An 18,638-nucleotide genomic window follows, 5' to 3' on the forward strand; every position below is an offset into this window, starting at 1 on the left:
CAAACAAGATACCATTAAAATTAAAAGCTATAAAAGAACAGACCGTTTCAAAGCTAGCTTTGAAACGGTCTGTGAATCTATTAACTTAGTCCAATAATCTGTAACGCTTATTTAGGACTAGTCATACAAACGAAAAAAAGGAACGGTTCTTAACACGAGGAACCGTTCCTTTTTTTATGCGTGAAACCAGTTGAACCGTGTTAAAAACGGTTCATCCTAATCTTTTCAAACTGCAATTCTTCCAGCGGTTTACCTTCTCTCAACTTTTCAGGACAACCAATAGTCACAATGCTTAGCACCCTGAAATTTTCGGGAATGTTTAATAAATCCTGAATGAATTTTTCCGAAGAAACCGCTTCGGAGTGCATCCGTTCGCGAACCTGAATCCAGCAACTTCCCAAGCCAAGCGATTGTGCCGTTAGTTGCAGCAGAATCGAGGCGATGGAACAATCTTCCACCCACACATCGTTCTTTGTTTCATCGGCGCAAACAACAACAGCAAGCGGAGCTGTACCTAGCGGAGCAACACCATGTGGCTTGCAGTTTTTTAACTCGCCGATCAAAGCAGGGTCATCTACAAAAACAAACTCCCAGGGATTGATATTTTTTGAAGAAGGCGAACGTAAAACGGCCTCCTTAAGTATTTCCAGTTTTTCGGGTTCAATCTGTTGCGTGGTGTATTTCCGGATACTCCGGCGCTGACGTAAAAGTCCGATCATGATTTTTTATCTTCAAAGATACGGGTTTCAGGATTACGTCAACGGATTAAAAATCCAACCCGGCAGGAATTCTGTTTTACTTCTTTTTCACCTGAATTAGTTCAAACGCCTCTGCCCATTCAGAGCCGTATCCTCGCCAAAACATAGTATCGCTTTTAATCGTTACATTCCAGAAACTATCGTCTTCGGGACCTGTGTCACTGTCCAGAAAGAGTTTATTCTCATTCTCGTTAAATTCATACTTACCTGTATTCTTCCCGAAAGGACGCCCCCCACTCTCGAAACTACAGTCTGATTTCAAGATCAAAAACCGTTCATGGTAAGGATCGTGTTCCAAAGTCACATCTTTCCCGTTTTGAATGACCTTGTACATTAACCAGGTTCCCTGAATATTATTCTTCGGATTTTGAGAATTAAAGAAGATGAAAAAAGCTACAATAAGAGTCACCACGAATTTCATATTTTGCTTGCTTAAAACGACTTACAAGAATAAAACATTCCTTGCCGCCCGAGAGTTCACACTGATTTCCATTTAAACTTTTCACTCCTTGTTTCAAGGCCATTCCTCTAAGAATTAGGTGTGCAATATAAAACCGAAACATCAGAATTATTTCTTTCTATTGACAGGGAATTCCGACTTTTCTGGCCTATTTTTTTGATTAATGAGTCAGGTAAACAGTTTGAAGCATTGGCGCCTCTTCATTGCTAAAGACCTTGAAAAGTACGGAATCTTTTAGGATTTCCGACAACAACACAGGTTTCCCGTCCAGCAAAACCTGATTATTCATCAACCTAATTCCGTGACTGTAATCCACATACCAGTAAACATGCCCGCTGTAAACCGGCTGAATCGGGCTTCCATCTATTTTGTGCCAGCCGTAAATCACAACTTTATCGGGCAGTTGAGCGATGTGGTTCGAAAGAATAACATCCTTTTTTATGCCGGCAATAATTTGTCCGTTCTGTCCTCCTGCCGCAGCTTTTTGCCTTTCGATCTGCGTATTGTGATCGATAAACTTCTGAACCGTTTCGTTGGCATTACCCACCGGCTTGTACGGAAAGGGCTCCAACTTCACCTCCGCCTTTTGGTAAACATCATCACTGATTTTAGCGGTGATCAGCGACGCTCCGAACAGCGTTGCCAGTCGTTGGGCAGTGCGCGGATTCATTGGTATCCGGCAGAAATCATCGTCGCTGCCAACTGACAGATAATCGGGCACAATTTGGTACTCTACTTTATGAACAACTCCTTCAGCATCGGCAAAATCAGCTTCTAGAGAAACTGTATTTCTCAAAAGACCCGGCATATTCCCGGCTGCCAGCGCTTTGTAAATTTCTTCTTCCCTTTCCTCAAGCCGCATGTTTTCGATGCGTTTCATAAATACCGATCCGGTTTCGGCATTCGTTTTCCGCGGAGGAATGTTTAGTTGCCGAATAGGGGGATTTACAGCATCTGAAATATAATTTTTGTAGGCTCTTTCACCAAAATACCGGTACCCTTTCTGCTCGTGTTTTGTCCCACTCAGCATGCTTTGAATAAACCCATTTCGCTCCTCCTGCACAGTGTGATAGATCTTTTCTTCGGGATTGGTTTTAAGGATAAACTCTATTTTATTCCCGCGAGACCGGTACCACAAAAGCGAATCGTTCAGCTCTTCTCTAAATTGAAAGGACCGGGAGAGATAACTTTTCATCATCTTGCTTCGGTACCAGGTGCCACCTGTTGCTGAAACCAAGGGTTTCCCGTTGTACACCACCACGCTGTCGTTATAGGCCAGCACCGATAAAAACCGGTCTTTACCGGAATTGAGCCAATCGGTAAGTTTTGGCCCGTGGATGGAGTCTTCGTAACCGTAATCGCTGTCGAGGAATGCGATTCGCTTTACCTTGTCGGGGATTTTCTGAACCGCTTCCAGGTAACTAAAAATAAACCGTCCGCCACCACTGTGTCCGTTCAATACAATTTCCGGATTCCAGGCAGAAAACATGCTGGTGATTTTGTCTACTATATTTTTAGTATCGAATGAAAAATCAGGGTTATCTTTTTTCCACAAAGGCCAGCTTTTATGCGAGCTTTCGAGGTACACCACCACAATCGTTTCTTTGGTGATAACATGCCTCAGGTAACGAGTTTGCGCACCGATATGCTGAATATCAAAATGCCAGTCGTCACCTTCTTTTAATGCTTTCCCGAAAGTCTGTTCAATGGTATTCCCGTTGGGAAGTGCATAGAAAATCAACAAAACACGGTTGTGTTTACCAAAGCCATCCAATGGTGCATTGATCAGAATTCGTGTATTGGCCGGACTATCTTCCAGCAACATTTGCTGCTCGTTAAAAGAGGATGTTCGCTCAAAACCGGGCAAAAGCTGACCACTCGCCCAAAACGGCAACCACCAACAAATGGTTATCAAAAGGAAAGTTTTCATACACGGAAAATAACTGAAAAAATCCGTTATTCCTTCATTCTAAACAAAATACACACAAACAGCAAGATTAATGTCCGGGGGTAATTAAAGCCGTTTAGATGCCAGGCTGCCCGAAGGCTAACCTTTTCTTACAAACTCCGATTTTAAGGCCATGGCGCCAAACCCGTCAATTTTACAATCGATGTTGTGATCGCCTTCCACCAAACGGATGCGTTTTACCTTGGTTCCTGCTTTAATCGGGCCAGAAGCGCCTTTTACCGGCAGGTCTTTTATCACGACCACTGAATCGCCGTCCTGCAGCAGGTTTCCGTTGGCATCTTTCACAATCAATGTATCTTCGTCGATCACTTCTGCCGGGTTCCACTCGTGATTACACTCGGGACAGGCATATACTTCTTCCTTTAAAAAATATCCGTACGGACAGTCGCACTGCGGACATTGTTTCATTTCGTCTGACATGGTTTTTTCTTTTCTGATAATTAAGGGCGGCAAAGTTAGGGAAACTTTTATACATACCCAGACTAAAACGTGGACGCCAACTTGCATTAATCGCCGGAACGGGAAATTGCCTCAAAAAGCAAGCTCCCTCAAAACAAATTCAAATTATTTCGCTAAAAGTTCTTTTTTCAGAACCAGGGTACTTCCTGTATCTTCCAACTCGTAAATGTGCGCGCGCTCGGCCCCGCCCGGTGAGTTGGGTCCGTGGAAGGTAATGCACAATTTACCATCGAAGGTGCGGAAGACCATTCCGTGCCCGCCGTTTTTACTAAAAATCGGGGTAGGCTGCTGTTTCCAGGGACCCGTTACTTTTCCGGTTGCCGACTCGGCAATCCCGATAGCATACTCGCCATCCATAAAACTCGACCATATCATCAACAACTTACCGGCTTTTGTGGGGTAAAGAAAACAACCATCGGTAACATACGAGGTGGGAAGCGGCTCTGCATGTTTGCTTCCGGTCGACCAATCGGCTGCCGACGCACAAAACAAGGTCTGCGAACGACCAACCGGAGCCGACAAATCGGGGGCCAGTTGAACGAGTTCCATGGTCCCGTCGATCATTTGCACCCACTCGTGACAATAGATCATGTAAGGTGTTCCGTTTTCCACCCACAATGTCCCGTCGAGCGCCATGCGATCTGTAGGAGTATGCGGCACCAAATCAAAGGGCAAAAACGGCCCTTCCGGCGATTCTGAATAAAAGATTTGAGTTCCCCGAAAGCTGTAATCGGGCCAGCCTTCCAGCTTCTTCTTCCAGTAAATATTGCTGTTTAATGTCGCAAACAGATAGTACTTTCCCTCGTATTCGTGCACTTCGGGCGCCCAAACCCTTCCCGTAATCCAGTTATCTTCAGGAACAGTAAAAACACGCTCAGGCCCCTCCCAGGCTTTAAGGTCCTTGCTTTTAAACACTTCCACACCGCCCAGTGTTTCACCTTTTTCGGTGCGTACACTCGACGAACGATACATGTAGTAGGTTTTTGTTTTGGCATCGGGAAGGATAAACGGATCGCGAATGTTTATTGTGGCGAGCGCCTGTTTTGCACTTATTTCCTGGCAGAAAGCTGATGAAACTCCGAGAATTATCAGACAAAAAGTGAATACTACTCTTTTCATTAGGTTTATATTTTTGCTGGTTTTGATATTGAAAAAACTGAGGTTCTGACGAATCGGCAACCTCATCCGGAACAGCAATTCCGTTCACCTCCGAAAGATAATTAAATCGTTTTGTTTACAAACCGGATAAAATGATTGGCAGCTGAAAATCAGGAACCTTCTTCCAATTCGAATAGGTTTATTCCCGATTTTTAGATTTCACGTTAGCAAGGTATTGAATTGATTGTTACAGGCCGGAACCATTATCTTTTAAAAGATGACTATTATCTTATGCCAGAGAACCTCTCGCTGAAGGGACAGAACCTTTATCTTCAACAAGATCATCTTGCTCCTCCGTAAGAGAATCGCCATCTGACGGGGAAGAACCCTTCTCTGATAGAAGATGGTCTTTATCTTATACAAGAGAAGCACTATCGGGCGGGAGAGAATCTCTCTCTTCTGTAAGATAATCGCCGTCGGGCGGAACAGAACCACTGTCAGAGACGAAACGACGGGAAAAATACTTGATTCCGATCTGCGTTGAACCACTTGACCATCTTCCCTGCCTACCGCAGGCAGGCTTCCTTACGTGCAGAAAAGGATAAGTACAAATGAGAATGTACTTCCAGACTTTCAGAACGCCCCAAAACCGGGATGCTCGATAAATACCCGAATGCCGCGGTAGATATGGCCGCGTGACTGGGAATACCTGGGCACCGGCAATCCCATGAAAAGCGATTTAATTGACGGTGAATTTTGGGGATTGAAACTTCCCAGAGAGGTGGTTGATAAAATTTATTCGGGAAACGCTAAAATCTGGCATCAGAGCTTCTAACCGTCAAACAGGTACACTTCCTTGAACAAAAACTTTACTATTAATTGGGAATACGGGGATGAACCGGACTTTAACCTGCTTTCTCAATACTTAACAAATACTGGCTTTTCAGAGCATAATTAAAAATCAATTTATCTCCATCGGCACATTGTTCAAATAATTCCTTATCAACGTTGAACTTTATATCATCCACAAGAAACTCAAATCTTATGGTATTAGCATTTGGCGAACTCGTATCAAGGGTTGAATACACATAATCAACGGTTTTACTTTTGCCCGTTAATGTTTTTGGTACCTGGATTTTTTCGTTGAATTGCAAATCGCGGTAATACTTATGGTTTATCAGAAAATTTAGCGTCCCCGAAAAGATCAGTGTCCCTATGGAAATAAAAATCACCATTTTAGTATTGATGGCATCAGGATTCAAATCAAAAATTAGCTCATAAATAGTTACTCCCAAAATGGTAGTAAAAACAAACACGAGTATACTAAAGCCTAATCCCGTTTGACATCGATTTCTCAGCACTTTTCGATCTGTTTTTGAAAGGCCTCGCCGCGTTTGATATTTGTTGGTTCCCATTGTACTACTGTTAGTGATCTTTATGGATAAAGATATAAATCCATTCGGGTATTCTTCCCATAAAAAATCTGCTTTTGAACAGTTCACCCCTTCGCTGTACTATACATGATTCTCATGAATCAACAACAGGAATGAAATTGAGGAAGTCTGCTCCTATCCGGGAATTGTTTTAAATTTTTAATGCAGAATATCCAATATTCCGGATTTTGTTGAACATTTTACATTCAAAATTGAGAATTACATGTTTTTCAAAATTGACTTTTAAAAAAAATGGCACCCCGAAACCGGAATGCCATTTTCAATATTGTGCAGTTGCAGCTTACAAAAGACCACTGCGTTTTAACAAAGCATCAACCGTTGGCTCCTGCCCGCGGAAACGTTTGTACAATTCCATCGGATGCTCAGAGCCACCTTTTTCCAAAATGTTTTTACGGAACGAGGCCGCTACTTCTTTGTTAAATAATCCTTTTTCCTTGAAAACACTAAAGGCATCGGCATCCAGCACTTCGGCCCATTTATAACCGTAATATCCGGCAGCGTAACCTCCGGCAAACAAGTGCCCGAATTGTGTGCTCATGCATACCTCATCCACCAGCGGAAAAATCTGTGTCTTCTTCCAGGCTTGCTCTTCAAAATCTTTTACACTTCCGGTGTAAGGCTTTTCGAGCGTGTGCCAGGCCATGTCGAGGTAACCAAAACTCAGCTGACGAATGGAAAGATTACCGGCCAGGTAATTCTGCGAATCAACAATTTTCTGCACCAGTTCAGCCGGAATGGTTTCTCCGGTTTGATAATGTTTGGCAAAGCGATCGAGAAACTCTTTTTCCACTGCCCAGTTTTCCATGATCTGCGATGGCAGCTCTACAAAGTCGCGGTAAACATTGGTTCCCGAAATACTTGAGTAAGTAGAATTGGCCAGCATCCCGTGCAACGCATGACCAAACTCGTGCATCAGCGTTTCCACTTCGTAAAAAGTAAGCAAAGCCGGCTTGGTTTCGGTTGGGCGGGTAAAATTCATCACAATGGTAATTTGCGGACGCGAATCCACCCCGTTTTCTTTCCACTGGCCTTTGAAATCGTTCATCCAGGCACCACCACGTTTCCCCGGTCGCGGATGAAAATCGGTATAAAACACCGACAAAAATTTACCATCGGCATCAAATACCTCGTAGGCTGTCACTTCCGGATGATACACCGGAATTTCCTTATTTTCCCGAAATGTAATTCCAAACAACTCGGTAGCCAGTCCCAGCACACCTTCGGTTACCTGGTTCAGCTCGAAATAAGGTTTTAACATTTCATCGTCGAGGTTAAACTTCCTGACTTTCAATTTTTCGCTGTAATAGCTCCAATCCCAGGGCATTATTTCACCTTTAAAACCTTCTTCAGCAGCATACTCCTGAATTTCCTGCTTTTCTTTTAGCGCTACTTTATACGAGGCTTCGTACAAGTCGTCGAGCAGGCCATACACGCCGGCAGCATTCATAGCCATACGAAGTCCGAGCACATAGTCGGCATAATTTTTATACCCCAGCAGTTGCGCCAGCTCCAGACGAAGTTCAGCAATGCGCCTGACGTTTTCCTGGTTATCAAATTCATCGCCTTTAAACGATTTCGAACCATATGCCATGTAGAGTTTTTCCCGCAGCTCGCGGTTGTCGGCATATTTCATAACCGGAATATAACTGGGCTGCGTAATATCAATGAGCCAACCTTCCTTGTTTTTTGCCTTGGCACGTCCTGCTGCGGCTTCCAGCTCGCCCTCGGGCAAACCAGCCAACTCCTCTTTATCGGTAATTAAAAGCTCGTACGCGTTCGTTTCTTTCAGTACGTTTTCGCCAAACGTGAGGCTGAGTTTTGACAACTCGGTGCTAATGGCCCGAAACTTTTCCTTATCGGCTTCCGAGAGATTCGCGCCTTTCCGTACAAATCCTTCGTAGGTATTTTCGAGCAGTGTTTTTTGCTCCGCATCCAGCTCCAGCTGGTCTTTTTGCGCGTACACTGTTTTCACTTTTTCGAACAAAACCGGATCAAGCGATACATCGTTCTGGAACTTGGTGAGTTTAGGCGAAACCTCCTGCGCAATTTCTTGCAATTCGTCGTTGGTTTCCGAACTCAGCAGGTTAAAAAATACTCCGGAAGTGCGTCCCAACAGGCGTCCCACGCGGTCGAGTGCAACTATGGTATTCTCAAACGTTGGAGCTTCGGTATTGTTTTTTATGGCTTCCAGTTCTTCTTCGCCGGCCTTAATCGAAGCTTCGAAAGCAGGCAAAAAATGTTCGTTTTTGATTTCGTTGAAAGGCGCTGTTTCATGTGGCGTGTTAAACGTGCCCAACAATGGGTTATTCTGTGCGTTGATCATTCCGATATTCATTAAAAAAACAATTGATAACAAGTTAATTCTCTTCATAGTTAAAGATTAAGTTATACTCTGATGATTTGATTTTCTAAAAGACAAAGGCGGGATTGCTTTGTTCAAATGAAGTTTATTTTTTCATCTGTTTATAAGTGCCAATTTTTTATGGTTACAGATGGAACTCCCATGATGGTAATCAATCGCTTTTGCGTGAAAGATTTTCTCATGGTCGTTTCCTTCTCTTCTTTTTCTCAACACTCCAGCCAAACTTCCCGATCTTCTTACCCATCCCAAAATAGTGCCCATGACTGTAAACCAATGGATTGGCTTTTGAAAAACTGAAAGCATCTTTTTCGTTGATGTACGCATCGTCGATCGAAACACCCAAAACCTCGGAAATAAACATGTGATGCGATCCCAGTTCCACCACTTCCTTTACCCGGCATTCGATATTCACCGGCGATTCTTCGATAATGGGAGCCTTTACAAACTTTGCCGGCGCAGGTGTAAGGTTCATTTCCTTCCATTTGTTGAACTTTCTTCCCGACCGGCAACCACACCAATCGGTGGCTTTGGCCAGTTGTTCGGTGGTAAGGTTGATCACAAATTCACCGGTTCTTTTAATAATGTCGTAGGAATGCCGTCCCGGCCGCACCGAGATGTAACACATCGGGGGATCGCTGTTGATCGTACCTGTCCAGGCAATGGTTATGATGTTGTATTCTTCGGGTGTTTCACCGCAGCTCACCATTACCGCAGGAAGCGGGTAAATAATCGTTCCGGGTTTCCAGTAGGTTCGTGCCATCGAAATAGATTAAGAATTGATTGCGTAAAGGTAAAAAACTTATGTTTTACCTTCATGCAACATCCTATAAATACAGGCTATTTGTATACACACGAAAGCTGATTCAACAAGTTCTAACCATTACACACCAAGGTGAATAATAGATTGATAGCAGACTGATGTAGTTTGAATCAATCTCATCAATCCAAGCAATCATTTCAATCTAAAACTGGTTGAAAGTAATCTGCCAGAAAATACACGAATACTCCTTAAACGATGCTAATCCACCGGATCTGTCCAGTCGCCGTTTTCACGAATCAGCTGTTCCAGTTCGGTTACCGCATCTTCGTATGGAATGTGACGCTTGATCGGCTTCAGGCCTTTGTACAGATTCACCTTGTTATTTCCGGCCCCTACAAAACCATAATCCACGTCGCCCATTTCGCCGGGCCCGTTTACCACACAACCCATAATTCCGATCTTCAAATGATCGAGATGTTTGAAATGTTCCTTGATCTGTTTTGTGGTTTCGTGCAGGTTAAACAGCGTTCGTCCGCAACCCGGGCACGAAATAAATTCGGTTTTTGAAACACGCATCCGGCTGGCCTGCAAAATACCAAAGCTCAGGTCTTTCAGCTCGGTGAATGTAATATTTTCGTTGTCGTTCGAAATGCAAATACCATCGCCGTAACCATCAATCAGCAAACCTCCCAGGTCGGCAGACGATTTGATCTGCAGGTCTTCGAGATGACTTTCGTTGTAACGGCGGTGCAAAATTACCGGCACTTTCCAGATGTGGGTTTCCAGTGCCATAAAGAAAGCACGGAGTTCCGCCATCGGGTTGGCATTGAAACTCTCCAGTATCAACACGGTTTTACGTGTCTGTTTGAGTTTCATAATAATTTCGGGGTGAAGATTCATAAACTTGTCGAACTCTGCTTTACTGGTGCGGATAAATTTCATCCGTCCCCAACGCGTGCTTTCAAACAAGTATTCCTCAAGTGTAATTACCGGGTATTCTTCGCCTTCAATGTCCAGAATTCGGTTTCCCGACAGGAAATATTCTGGAATAAGTTTACCACGGATCGGGATCATCTCACGTAAACTGCGGTCGCCCAAATCGGCAATCACCACCGGAAGTTGCTTCCCTCCCATATTCAGCACCGGGCGCGTATCGCGGCGTTCATATTCAAACGGGTTGGTCTGCCCCACCATCGGCGCTGTTATGGGCGCATGATTCTGATAGGTTTTAAAATGATTGACCAGTTTCATGGCCACAGGAATTTCGTTGATTGGTTTTTCTGTCAGCGAAATTCTTACCGTGTCGCCAATTCCATCGGCCAGCAAAGCGCCTACTCCCACCGATGATTTCAGGCGGCCATCTTCACCTTCTCCGGCCTCTGTCACACCAAGATGGAACGGAAACTGCATGTCTTCGAGACGCATTTTAAAATTCAGCAAACGTGCGGTGTACACCATCACACGGGTGTTGCTCGACTTAATCGAAACCACCACGTTGTTGAAGTTTACTTTTTTACAAATGCGCAGGAATTCAAGCACCGATTCTGCAATACCGGCAGGTGTGTCACCAAAACGGCTCATCACCCTGTCGGACAGCGAACCGTGGTTGGCGCCAATCCGAAGACACGTATTCGTTTTTCTTAATACTTCAAGAAAAGGAACAAACTGCTTCTCGATAATTTCGAGTTCGTTTTTGTATTCCTCGTCGGTATATATTTTATTCTTGAATTGTGCTCTTTTGTCGTAAAAGTTCCCGGGATTGATACGCACTTTGGAAACATATTGAGCAGCCACTTCTGCCAGGCGCGGATTAAAATGAATATCGGCAACCAGCGGCGTGTTGTAGCCTCTGCCCACCAATTCTTTTTTAATAACCTGCAGGCTTTCAGCGTCCTGCATGCTTTTTACGGTAACCCGCACATAGTCGGCTCCCGCCTTTACTACCCGAATAATCTGCTCCACTGTTGCATCCGTATCACTCGTATCAGTATCGGTCATCGTCTGAATACGAATCGGATTACTTCCTCCCACGGCAACCCCGCCAATATTCACTTCGGTAGTTTCCTGCCGCTGATATCTGGTAAGGTCTTGAATGTAGTTGAAATGACGGTCCTTCATCTAATAAATCTGTTAAGCTGAACTGCAAATTTAAGTGAATGCTTCTAAAATAAAAACATTCCGCTATTTTTGTTCATTCCAAATAAGAAAATGAGCATCGAAACCCGAAATATCAGCAAGTTGTACGGGAAACAACGCGCTTTGGATACAGTAAGCTTAACCGCAAAAAAAGGCGAACTGGTTGGCTTTCTGGGCCCTAACGGGGCCGGCAAATCTACTATGATGAAAATCATAACCGGATACCTGCCTGCTGATTCCGGTGAGATCTTCATCAATGGAGAAAGAATTTTACGCGGTGATTTAGATTACAAAAAAGAGATTGGCTACCTTCCTGAACATAATCCGCTTTATTCTGACCTCTACATTAAAGAATATCTTGAAATTACCGCCGGTTTTTACGGACTGAAGAACGTAAAAAAACGGGTAGCTGAAATGGTGGAACTTACCGGACTTGGATTGGAACAACATAAAAAGATCCGCGCCCTTTCAAAAGGATACCGCCAACGTGTGGGGCTGGCACAGGCCTTGATCCACGATCCGTCGATTCTGATTTTGGATGAACCAACCACCGGACTTGACCCCAACCAGCTGGAAGAAATCCGTAACCTGATCCGCACCATCAGCCGAGAAAAAACCGTAATCCTTTCGTCGCATATCATGCAGGAAGTGGAAGCTATCTGCAACCGGGTAATCATCATCAACCGCGGAAAAATTGTCGCCGACGGTAGCATCGCGGAAGTAAAATCGGGAAGCCTTCAGCAAAATCAGGTAGTACTGGCGGAGTTTTCGACTACCGTTGAGCAGGAAAGATTACTGCAGATTTCCGGAGTGCAAAATGCGCTTCCAAACGGAAAGGGCTGGGAGCTGGAAGCTGCATCCGGTCAGGATATCCGGGCAGCAGTATTTGAATTTGCCGTACAAAACCAACTTACACTTCTCACACTTCACGAAAAACAGAAAAACCTGGAGAACGTTTTTCATCAGTTGACACAGAACCAGAGTTGAAACAGGAGTAGGACAAACACTCCAATTTGACCCCCTCGGTCCCCCGAAGGGGGAAGATTCCTCCCTTTTGGGGAGGTTAGGAGGGGCCAGCAACTTACAAAAAAGTGGAAAATTTGTTTTCTTAACTATCTAGACAGTCTCATAAGGGAGAGTTCCTCTAACTATGAAATGCAAAATTGCATATTTATAAGACAACGATAAAAACGAATCACGATAAAAGAAAAAGCAGAATATTCCCTAAATTCAGCACTTCATCGGAAAAAGCTGAAATACCAAATGATAACACTGTTTATTTGACCCAAAACTAAAATCCGCCCACTATGAAACAGTTGTTATTTATCCTGATCATTCTGCTAACATCGTTTAGTACGACTCTTGCGCAAAATAAAGATATTGATGAAAATGAAGTTTGGGATATAATCAGAGCCCGACTATTTGGAGATTACAACTCTGAAGCATTCCGGTTTGAGGACGATATTCACATTCAGTTGAAAGGCTCTCCAAATCATGAAGATTCCACGATCTTTCAAACTCTCATAAAAGAATTAAACTCATTAACAGAAACAGTTGAAGTAAAGCTCGTTAAGAATAATGCAAATTTTATTATCTCTATTTTACCTCCTAATGATGGTTTAGGTCTAAATCAAGATATGGACACAGAAGAGTATGTGATCCAAAAAGTTGAATTAGATTTCAATCTTCGTTATATAAACTCATACGAAGAAAAGTTAAGAGACTACTACTTTTATACCATTCGAAGCCTTACTCAATTATTTCACTTTGATGCTGACATTATTGGTTACGGAGGGATATTTTACTACAAAGACAAGCCTGAATACATAGCCTTTTCCGACATCGATAAAGAAATCATCAAAAAATTATATTCCAAAAACTTTTACCGCGATTTAAAGCAAAACACCATCAAGACATATGGTTATCTATATTATTGGAACATCCGGTACAAATCAACCCTAAAGTTTTTTCTTACTTTTATTTCAATAATTATTGCCGCGATAGGATTACTTTATATGCAATCCAGATATGTTAAAAAAACTACTTATAAACTAAAAGATTACTTCAAAACCGGATTTCTTGTATTGATTTTAACAGCCTTCATCTACTGGATATTCATGCTTCCTGCATTCATTAGCTCAAAAAGCACACACTATTTCTCCAATCTTGCATTCTTAATTTTAGCTTATCTGCCTTTAGGTTTAATTGCAATTCCATTCCTATATTACAGTGAACGTTTCTTATTAAAGAACAGTCAAAAGTTCCTTCAAAGACAAACCATTATTTTCTTTACCACAATCATCGCATTTCTAATTGGTCATTTGTTTGAGCTCTCAATATTTGTCACACTCCAGCACCTAAATTTCACAAACATTTCTACAAAACCGGGCTTTATCAGCACAACATTTGCGCTCGCCGCATGTATCACAGCGTTTTTACGCGTACTATTTAATTGGTCAAGCTACCGCATCCAAAGTATGGTAAACCAAAAAGATGTGGAAATTGCCAAAATGAAAGAGCTGAAAAACCAGGCAGAGTTAAATGCACTACACTCACGTATCAACCCGCACTTTTTATACAATTCGCTGAACTCGATTGCCAGCCTGGCACACATCGACGCCGATAAAACCGAAAACATGGCCACCGGGCTTTCCGAACTGTTCCGGTACTCGATCAACAAGGAAAACAAAACCTTTGTTACCGTTGCCGAAGAGCTCGAAATGGTTAAAAAATACCTCGAAATTGAAAAAACGCGTTTTGGCGATAAACTGGTGTATGAGATCGATGCCGATGAAAGTACACGGGAAAAACAAATCCCCAAATTCCTGATTCAGCCGCTGGTTGAAAATGCGGTAAAACACGGGCTGTCGAAAATAAAAGCCATGGGGAAAATTACGGTGGAAGTAAGACAGCTTGAAAAAGATCTTTCAATTTCGATTTTTGACAACGGCCCTGATTTCCCTGCGGAACCGGTGAGCGGTTACGGGCTTCAAAACCTGCACGACAAGCTGGATATTATTTACGGAAACGATGCCGGTATTAACTGGGAAAACGGAGATAACAAACACGTTCGAATAACCCTGAAAAATCAGTTTAACCAATGAAACTTAACCAACCCTGGAAAACGATAATTGTTGACGATGAACCCCTGGCACGTTTGCGCTTGCAAACATTGGCCGGGGAGCATCCGGGTAAATTTGAAATAATTGCTGAGGCCGAAAACGGCGAAGAAGCCATTGAAAAAATCAACCGGCTGCGCCCGGAGTATATTTTTCTGGATATTCAGATGCCCGAAATCAGCGGATTTGACGTACTCAAAAAACTGGACTACCTGCCAAAAGTTATTTTTTGCACGGCCTACGACGAATTTGCTTTGCAGGCTTTCGATACCCACTGTATCGACTACCTGGTAAAACCACTGACCAAAGAACGGTTTGCCAAAACGATTGCCAAACTGGAACAAATAAACAACAGCAGTCCCGCAATTAACCTGAACAAACTGATCGAACAGTTTAACCAGGAACACCGGAAAAATGAAGCCACATCGATTCCGGTAAAGGTAGGCGACCGGGTGATTTTCGTGCGGCTCGACGAAGTTTCCTACATCCAGGCGGATGAGAAATATGTAACCGTTGTTACCAAACATTCAAAATCGTATATCCTCGATTCGAGCTTAAAAAAACTGGAAGATAAACTCCCTGATTATTTTATTAGGGTGCACAAGTCGTACCTCATCAACAAAAACCTGCTAAAGGAGATCCGAAAGCATTTCAACAACCGCTTTGTTTTAATCCTGGATGATTACAACCAGAGCAGGATAACCAGCGGAAGAAGCTATTATCCGGATATTAAAGCAATGTTTGAATTGTAATACCTTCGGCTATTTATGTAAATTTTACTTCGCATTGCAAATATACATACCACGAATGTATGAAGCAGATATTGAATCAAGGGGTGCACAACAAGTTTCCATTTTGCCTCAGAATAAAGGAAATAGAAAAAACTCCGGGTACCTCTGTAAAAAACTCCGTATCCTCTGTGGTTAAAAGTAAGAGAAGCCACAGAGTGTCACAGAGAAAATAGCACAGAGTAACTTAGAGGTTTCGTCGTGAAGGAAATTTCTCGTGCACTCAGGATTATTGTGTATGATAAAGATTGAAAAAAGAGAAAAGCCTTCGGTTATAATAAATTCCAATAAGTCTTTTTTTATTCAAAATAAACCCCTTACATTTGTGCCCGCTACGTGGAAAGATTTGAGATTGATTGCAACCACATGAAAAAAACGCTAAAACAATCGCATTTTTCACTATCAATCGAACATCCCGCAGTTTCATTTAATGTTTAACGTGCTGAAGGTTTTCAGCTTAAAAAGGGATTTTATGCATTATTTATTTACAAGCGAATCGGTTTCCGAAGGTCATCCCGACAAGGTTTCCGATCAGATTTCAGACGCATTGCTGGACCAGTTTCTGGCATTCGATGCTGATTCGAAAGTAGCTATTGAAACGCTGGTAACCACCGGGCAGGTAGTTGTTGCCGGCGAGGTAAAATCAAAAACTTATGTTGATGTGCAGGAAGTGGTCCGCAAGGTGATTAACGACATCGGCTACACCAAGGCAGCTTACCGTTTTGACGGTGATTCGTGTGGTGTGCTTACTGCCATTCACGAACAAAGTGCCGACATCAACCGCGGGGTTGACAAGGAGGACAAAGACGACCAGGGCGCCGGTGACCAGGGAATGATGTTTGGTTACGCCTGCAAAGACACCGACAACTACATGCCGCTGACGCTGGAATTGTCGCACCTGATTTTACTGGAACTTGCCGACATTCGCCGCGAGGGAAAAACAATGACCTATCTTCGTCCCGATGCCAAATCGCAGGTAACGGTTGAGTACAACGAAGCCAACGAGCCGGTGAAAATTCACACCATTGTGGTTTCGACCCAACACGACGAGTTTGATGCCGACGAACCGATGCTGGCCAAAATCCGCGAAGACGTGATCAACATCCTGATCCCTCGCGTGGTGGCCAAATTGCCTGAACGTGTTCAGAAATTATTCGGAAACGATATTATTTATCACGTAAATCCAACAGGCAAGTTTGTAATTGGAGGCCCGCACGGAGACACCGGACTTACCGGCCGAAAAATTATTGTGGATACTTATGGAGGCCGCGGAGCTCACGGCGGTGGCGCTTTCTCGGGTAAAGACCCGTCGAAAGTAGACCGGTCGGCAGCATATGCATCGCGCCACATTGCCAAAAACCTGGTTGCAGCCGGCGTTGCCGACGAAGTGCTGGTTCAGCTGGCTTATGCCATTGGCGTTGCCGAGCCGGTGGGAGTTTTTGTAAACACATACGGTCGTTCGAATGTGAGTATTGGCGATGCTGAAATTGCTGAGAAAGTAAAAGCCATTTTCGACCTGCGTCCGTCGGCCATTGAAAAAAGACTTTCGCTGCGCAATCCTATTTACCTGGAAACAGCCGCTTACGGACACATGGGACGCACCCCTGTTACCATTACCAAAACCTTTGAATCTCCGTACTGGGGGAAACTGGAAAAAGAAGTGGAACTGTTTACCTGGGAGAAACTTAATTTTGTTGATCAAATCAAAGAAGCTTTCGGAATCTGATTCCGAGGGAAGTATTAGTAATACGCACATGGGGCGGTTCGTTATTCGGGCCGCCCTTTTTGTTGCCCTTTTTTGAAACATAATATGTATTCTTCTCGAATACAATACCGGGAATCAACAACAATTAAAAACTAAAAGTCATGGAAGAAAAACTGATAACTCTGGTCGTTCTGCCCTATTCAAAAGCACATATTTTTAAGATGATACTCGAAGAAAAGGGCGTTGATTGCGAGCTTGAAGATATTTATCTGATCCAGGGCGAAACATCTGCCACCGTGCGAATCAAGATCCTGGAAAAGGATATTCCGAAAGCCGTTCGCGAACTAGAAGAATTTTTGGGGACAAAAGTTACGCTTGCAACCGAAGAAGAAAGCGGCGGACTGAAACAGATCCTTGTGCCGGTTGATTTTTCTGAAGCCTCTAAAAAAGCAGCCCGCTTAGCGGTTGACATTGCGGCCCACTTAAAGGCTGAGCTCGTATTTATGCACAGTTTTATTAATCCGATTATTCATTCGGTTCCTTACAGCGACATTTATGCCTTCGACTCCAGTACGCTCTTTAAAATTGAACATGCCGAAAAAACAGCCAACGAAGACTTTCAAAATTTTATCCAGGAACTGGCGAAAGACGTTGGCGAAAAAGTATGGAAGTCGGTTGAAACGTACTACATCATTAAATCGGGTTATCCCGAAGAAGACATACTCGCCTACGCCCGTAAAAACAAACCTTTGCTGATTATTGTGGGTAGTGGTGGAGAAAATTACCCACACGGAATAGTGGGTAGTGTCACTGCCGACATCATGTACAACGCCAATGTGCCGGTTTTGGTGATACCGAAAAATGCACCGGAAAAGAAAGTTACAGCATTTAACAACGTGCTGTATGCAACCAATTTCGACGAAAAAGATTTTGTGGCCATTGATAAGTTGCTCGATCTGCTTCAGCCTTTCGAAATACAGCTCACCTGCGTACATGTGGGACAACCCCGCCAAAACGGATGGGATTTGGCCCGTTTGGAAGGAATGCGCGAAGTACTTCAGAAAAAATACGAGAAGCGAAACTTCAATTGCCAGCTACTGGAAGGCAACGATGTGCTGAATTCGATCGAAGAATACATTAAAAATTCGAACGTAGATCTGCTATCGCTCACATCGCACAAAAGAAATATGATCTCGCGGCTTTTTAACCCGAGCATTGCGCGCGAAATGGTATTTCACAGTAACACACCGCTTTTGATCTTTCATGCTTAACTAAAACGGTCGGGGAAAAAGCTTAGTTTTTACATAAATTGATTTTAATCGAAAAGGAATTGCAAACTTTTTTGCAGATTATAAAAAAGCTGTTATATTTGCACCCGCGTTCAAGAAGACATTTCAACAGAAATAAAGATACATTGCGGGGTGGAGCAGTTGGCAGCTCGTCGGGCTCATAACCCGAAGGTCATCGGTTCAAGTCCGGTCCCCGCTACTCAGAAGCCGGTTTTTTAACCGGCTTTTTTATTTCCCAGATCCCTACTTTTCCCCATTTCGTGAACTAATCCATTTTACCC

Annotated in this window: 14 protein-coding genes and 1 tRNA gene; 6 read left to right on the forward strand and 9 right to left on the reverse strand. The window is 43.4% G+C overall.

Translation table 11 applies throughout. From position 1 onward, the window contains the following. Positions 1-200: 200 nt before the first annotated feature. From MR764_RS18800 to ispG, 9 genes are all read right to left on the reverse strand, one after another. A complete protein-coding gene (locus MR764_RS18800) occupies positions 201-719 on the reverse strand; it encodes a nitroreductase family protein (RefSeq protein ID WP_247981002.1) in 519 nt (172 codons plus the stop codon). Between the two features lie 76 nt (positions 720-795). Then, positions 796-1,179, reverse strand: coding sequence for a lipocalin family protein (locus MR764_RS18805; protein ID WP_247981003.1), 384 nt, complete (start codon positions 1,177-1,179; stop codon positions 796-798). Positions 1,180-1,378: 199 nt separating this feature from the next. Further along, entirely contained in the window at positions 1,379-3,133 is a 1,755-nt protein-coding gene (locus MR764_RS18810; protein ID WP_247981004.1) for a hypothetical protein, read from the reverse strand. Positions 3,134-3,265: 132 nt separating this feature from the next. Then, positions 3,266-3,607, reverse strand: coding sequence for a zinc ribbon domain-containing protein YjdM (locus MR764_RS18815; RefSeq protein WP_282189254.1), 342 nt, complete (start codon positions 3,605-3,607; stop codon positions 3,266-3,268). A 144-nt stretch (positions 3,608-3,751) separates the two neighbouring features. Beyond that, complete coding sequence (locus tag MR764_RS18820; RefSeq protein ID WP_247981005.1) at positions 3,752-4,765, reverse strand: glycoside hydrolase family 43 protein; 1,014 nt, start codon at positions 4,763-4,765, stop codon at positions 3,752-3,754. An 884-nt stretch (positions 4,766-5,649) separates the two neighbouring features. Beyond that, positions 5,650-6,159, reverse strand: coding sequence for a hypothetical protein (locus MR764_RS18825; protein WP_247981006.1), 510 nt, complete (start codon positions 6,157-6,159; stop codon positions 5,650-5,652). 319 nt (positions 6,160-6,478) lie between these two features. Further along, on the reverse strand, positions 6,479-8,569 hold the full coding sequence (locus MR764_RS18830) for a M3 family metallopeptidase (RefSeq protein ID WP_247981007.1): 2,091 nt from the start codon (positions 8,567-8,569) through the stop codon (positions 6,479-6,481). A 169-nt stretch (positions 8,570-8,738) separates the two neighbouring features. Next, positions 8,739-9,320, reverse strand: a complete 582-nt coding sequence (locus MR764_RS18835) for a flavin reductase family protein (RefSeq protein WP_247981008.1) — start codon at positions 9,318-9,320, stop codon at positions 8,739-8,741. 258 nt (positions 9,321-9,578) lie between these two features. Then, a complete protein-coding gene (gene ispG, locus MR764_RS18840) occupies positions 9,579-11,438 on the reverse strand; it encodes a (E)-4-hydroxy-3-methylbut-2-enyl-diphosphate synthase (RefSeq protein WP_247981009.1) in 1,860 nt (619 codons plus the stop codon). A gap of 90 nt (positions 11,439-11,528) precedes the next feature. Between ispG and gldA the strand changes: the two genes are divergently transcribed. The 6 genes from gldA to MR764_RS18870 all read left to right on the forward strand — a co-directional run bounded on the left by gldA (position 11,529) and on the right by MR764_RS18870 (position 18,556). Next, a complete protein-coding gene (gene gldA / locus MR764_RS18845; RefSeq protein WP_247981010.1) occupies positions 11,529-12,443 on the forward strand; it encodes a gliding motility-associated ABC transporter ATP-binding subunit GldA in 915 nt (304 codons plus the stop codon). 320 nt (positions 12,444-12,763) lie between these two features. Continuing rightward, positions 12,764-14,560 (forward strand): histidine kinase, encoded by a 1,797-nt coding sequence (locus tag MR764_RS18850; RefSeq protein WP_247981011.1) that lies wholly within the window; start codon positions 12,764-12,766, stop codon positions 14,558-14,560. Beyond that, on the forward strand, positions 14,557-15,327 hold the full coding sequence (locus MR764_RS18855) for a LytTR family transcriptional regulator DNA-binding domain-containing protein (protein WP_247981012.1): 771 nt from the start codon (positions 14,557-14,559) through the stop codon (positions 15,325-15,327). Before MR764_RS18850 ends, MR764_RS18855 begins: the two co-directional genes overlap by 4 nt. Before the next feature lie 508 nt (positions 15,328-15,835). Next, positions 15,836-17,089, forward strand: a complete 1,254-nt coding sequence (gene metK / locus MR764_RS18860) for a methionine adenosyltransferase (protein WP_247981013.1) — start codon at positions 15,836-15,838, stop codon at positions 17,087-17,089. Positions 17,090-17,229: 140 nt separating this feature from the next. Further along, the gene (locus tag MR764_RS18865; RefSeq protein ID WP_247981014.1) at positions 17,230-18,339 is read left to right on the forward strand and encodes a universal stress protein; all 1,110 of its coding nucleotides are present in this window, start codon (positions 17,230-17,232) and stop codon (positions 18,337-18,339) included. A gap of 144 nt (positions 18,340-18,483) precedes the next feature. Then, positions 18,484-18,556 (forward strand) — tRNA-Met (locus tag MR764_RS18870). Positions 18,557-18,638: the final 82 nt, after the last annotated feature.

Source organism: Maribellus sp. YY47 (assembly GCF_023111095.1).
In the GTDB taxonomy this organism is placed as follows: Bacteria; Bacteroidota; Bacteroidia; order Bacteroidales; family Prolixibacteraceae; genus Draconibacterium.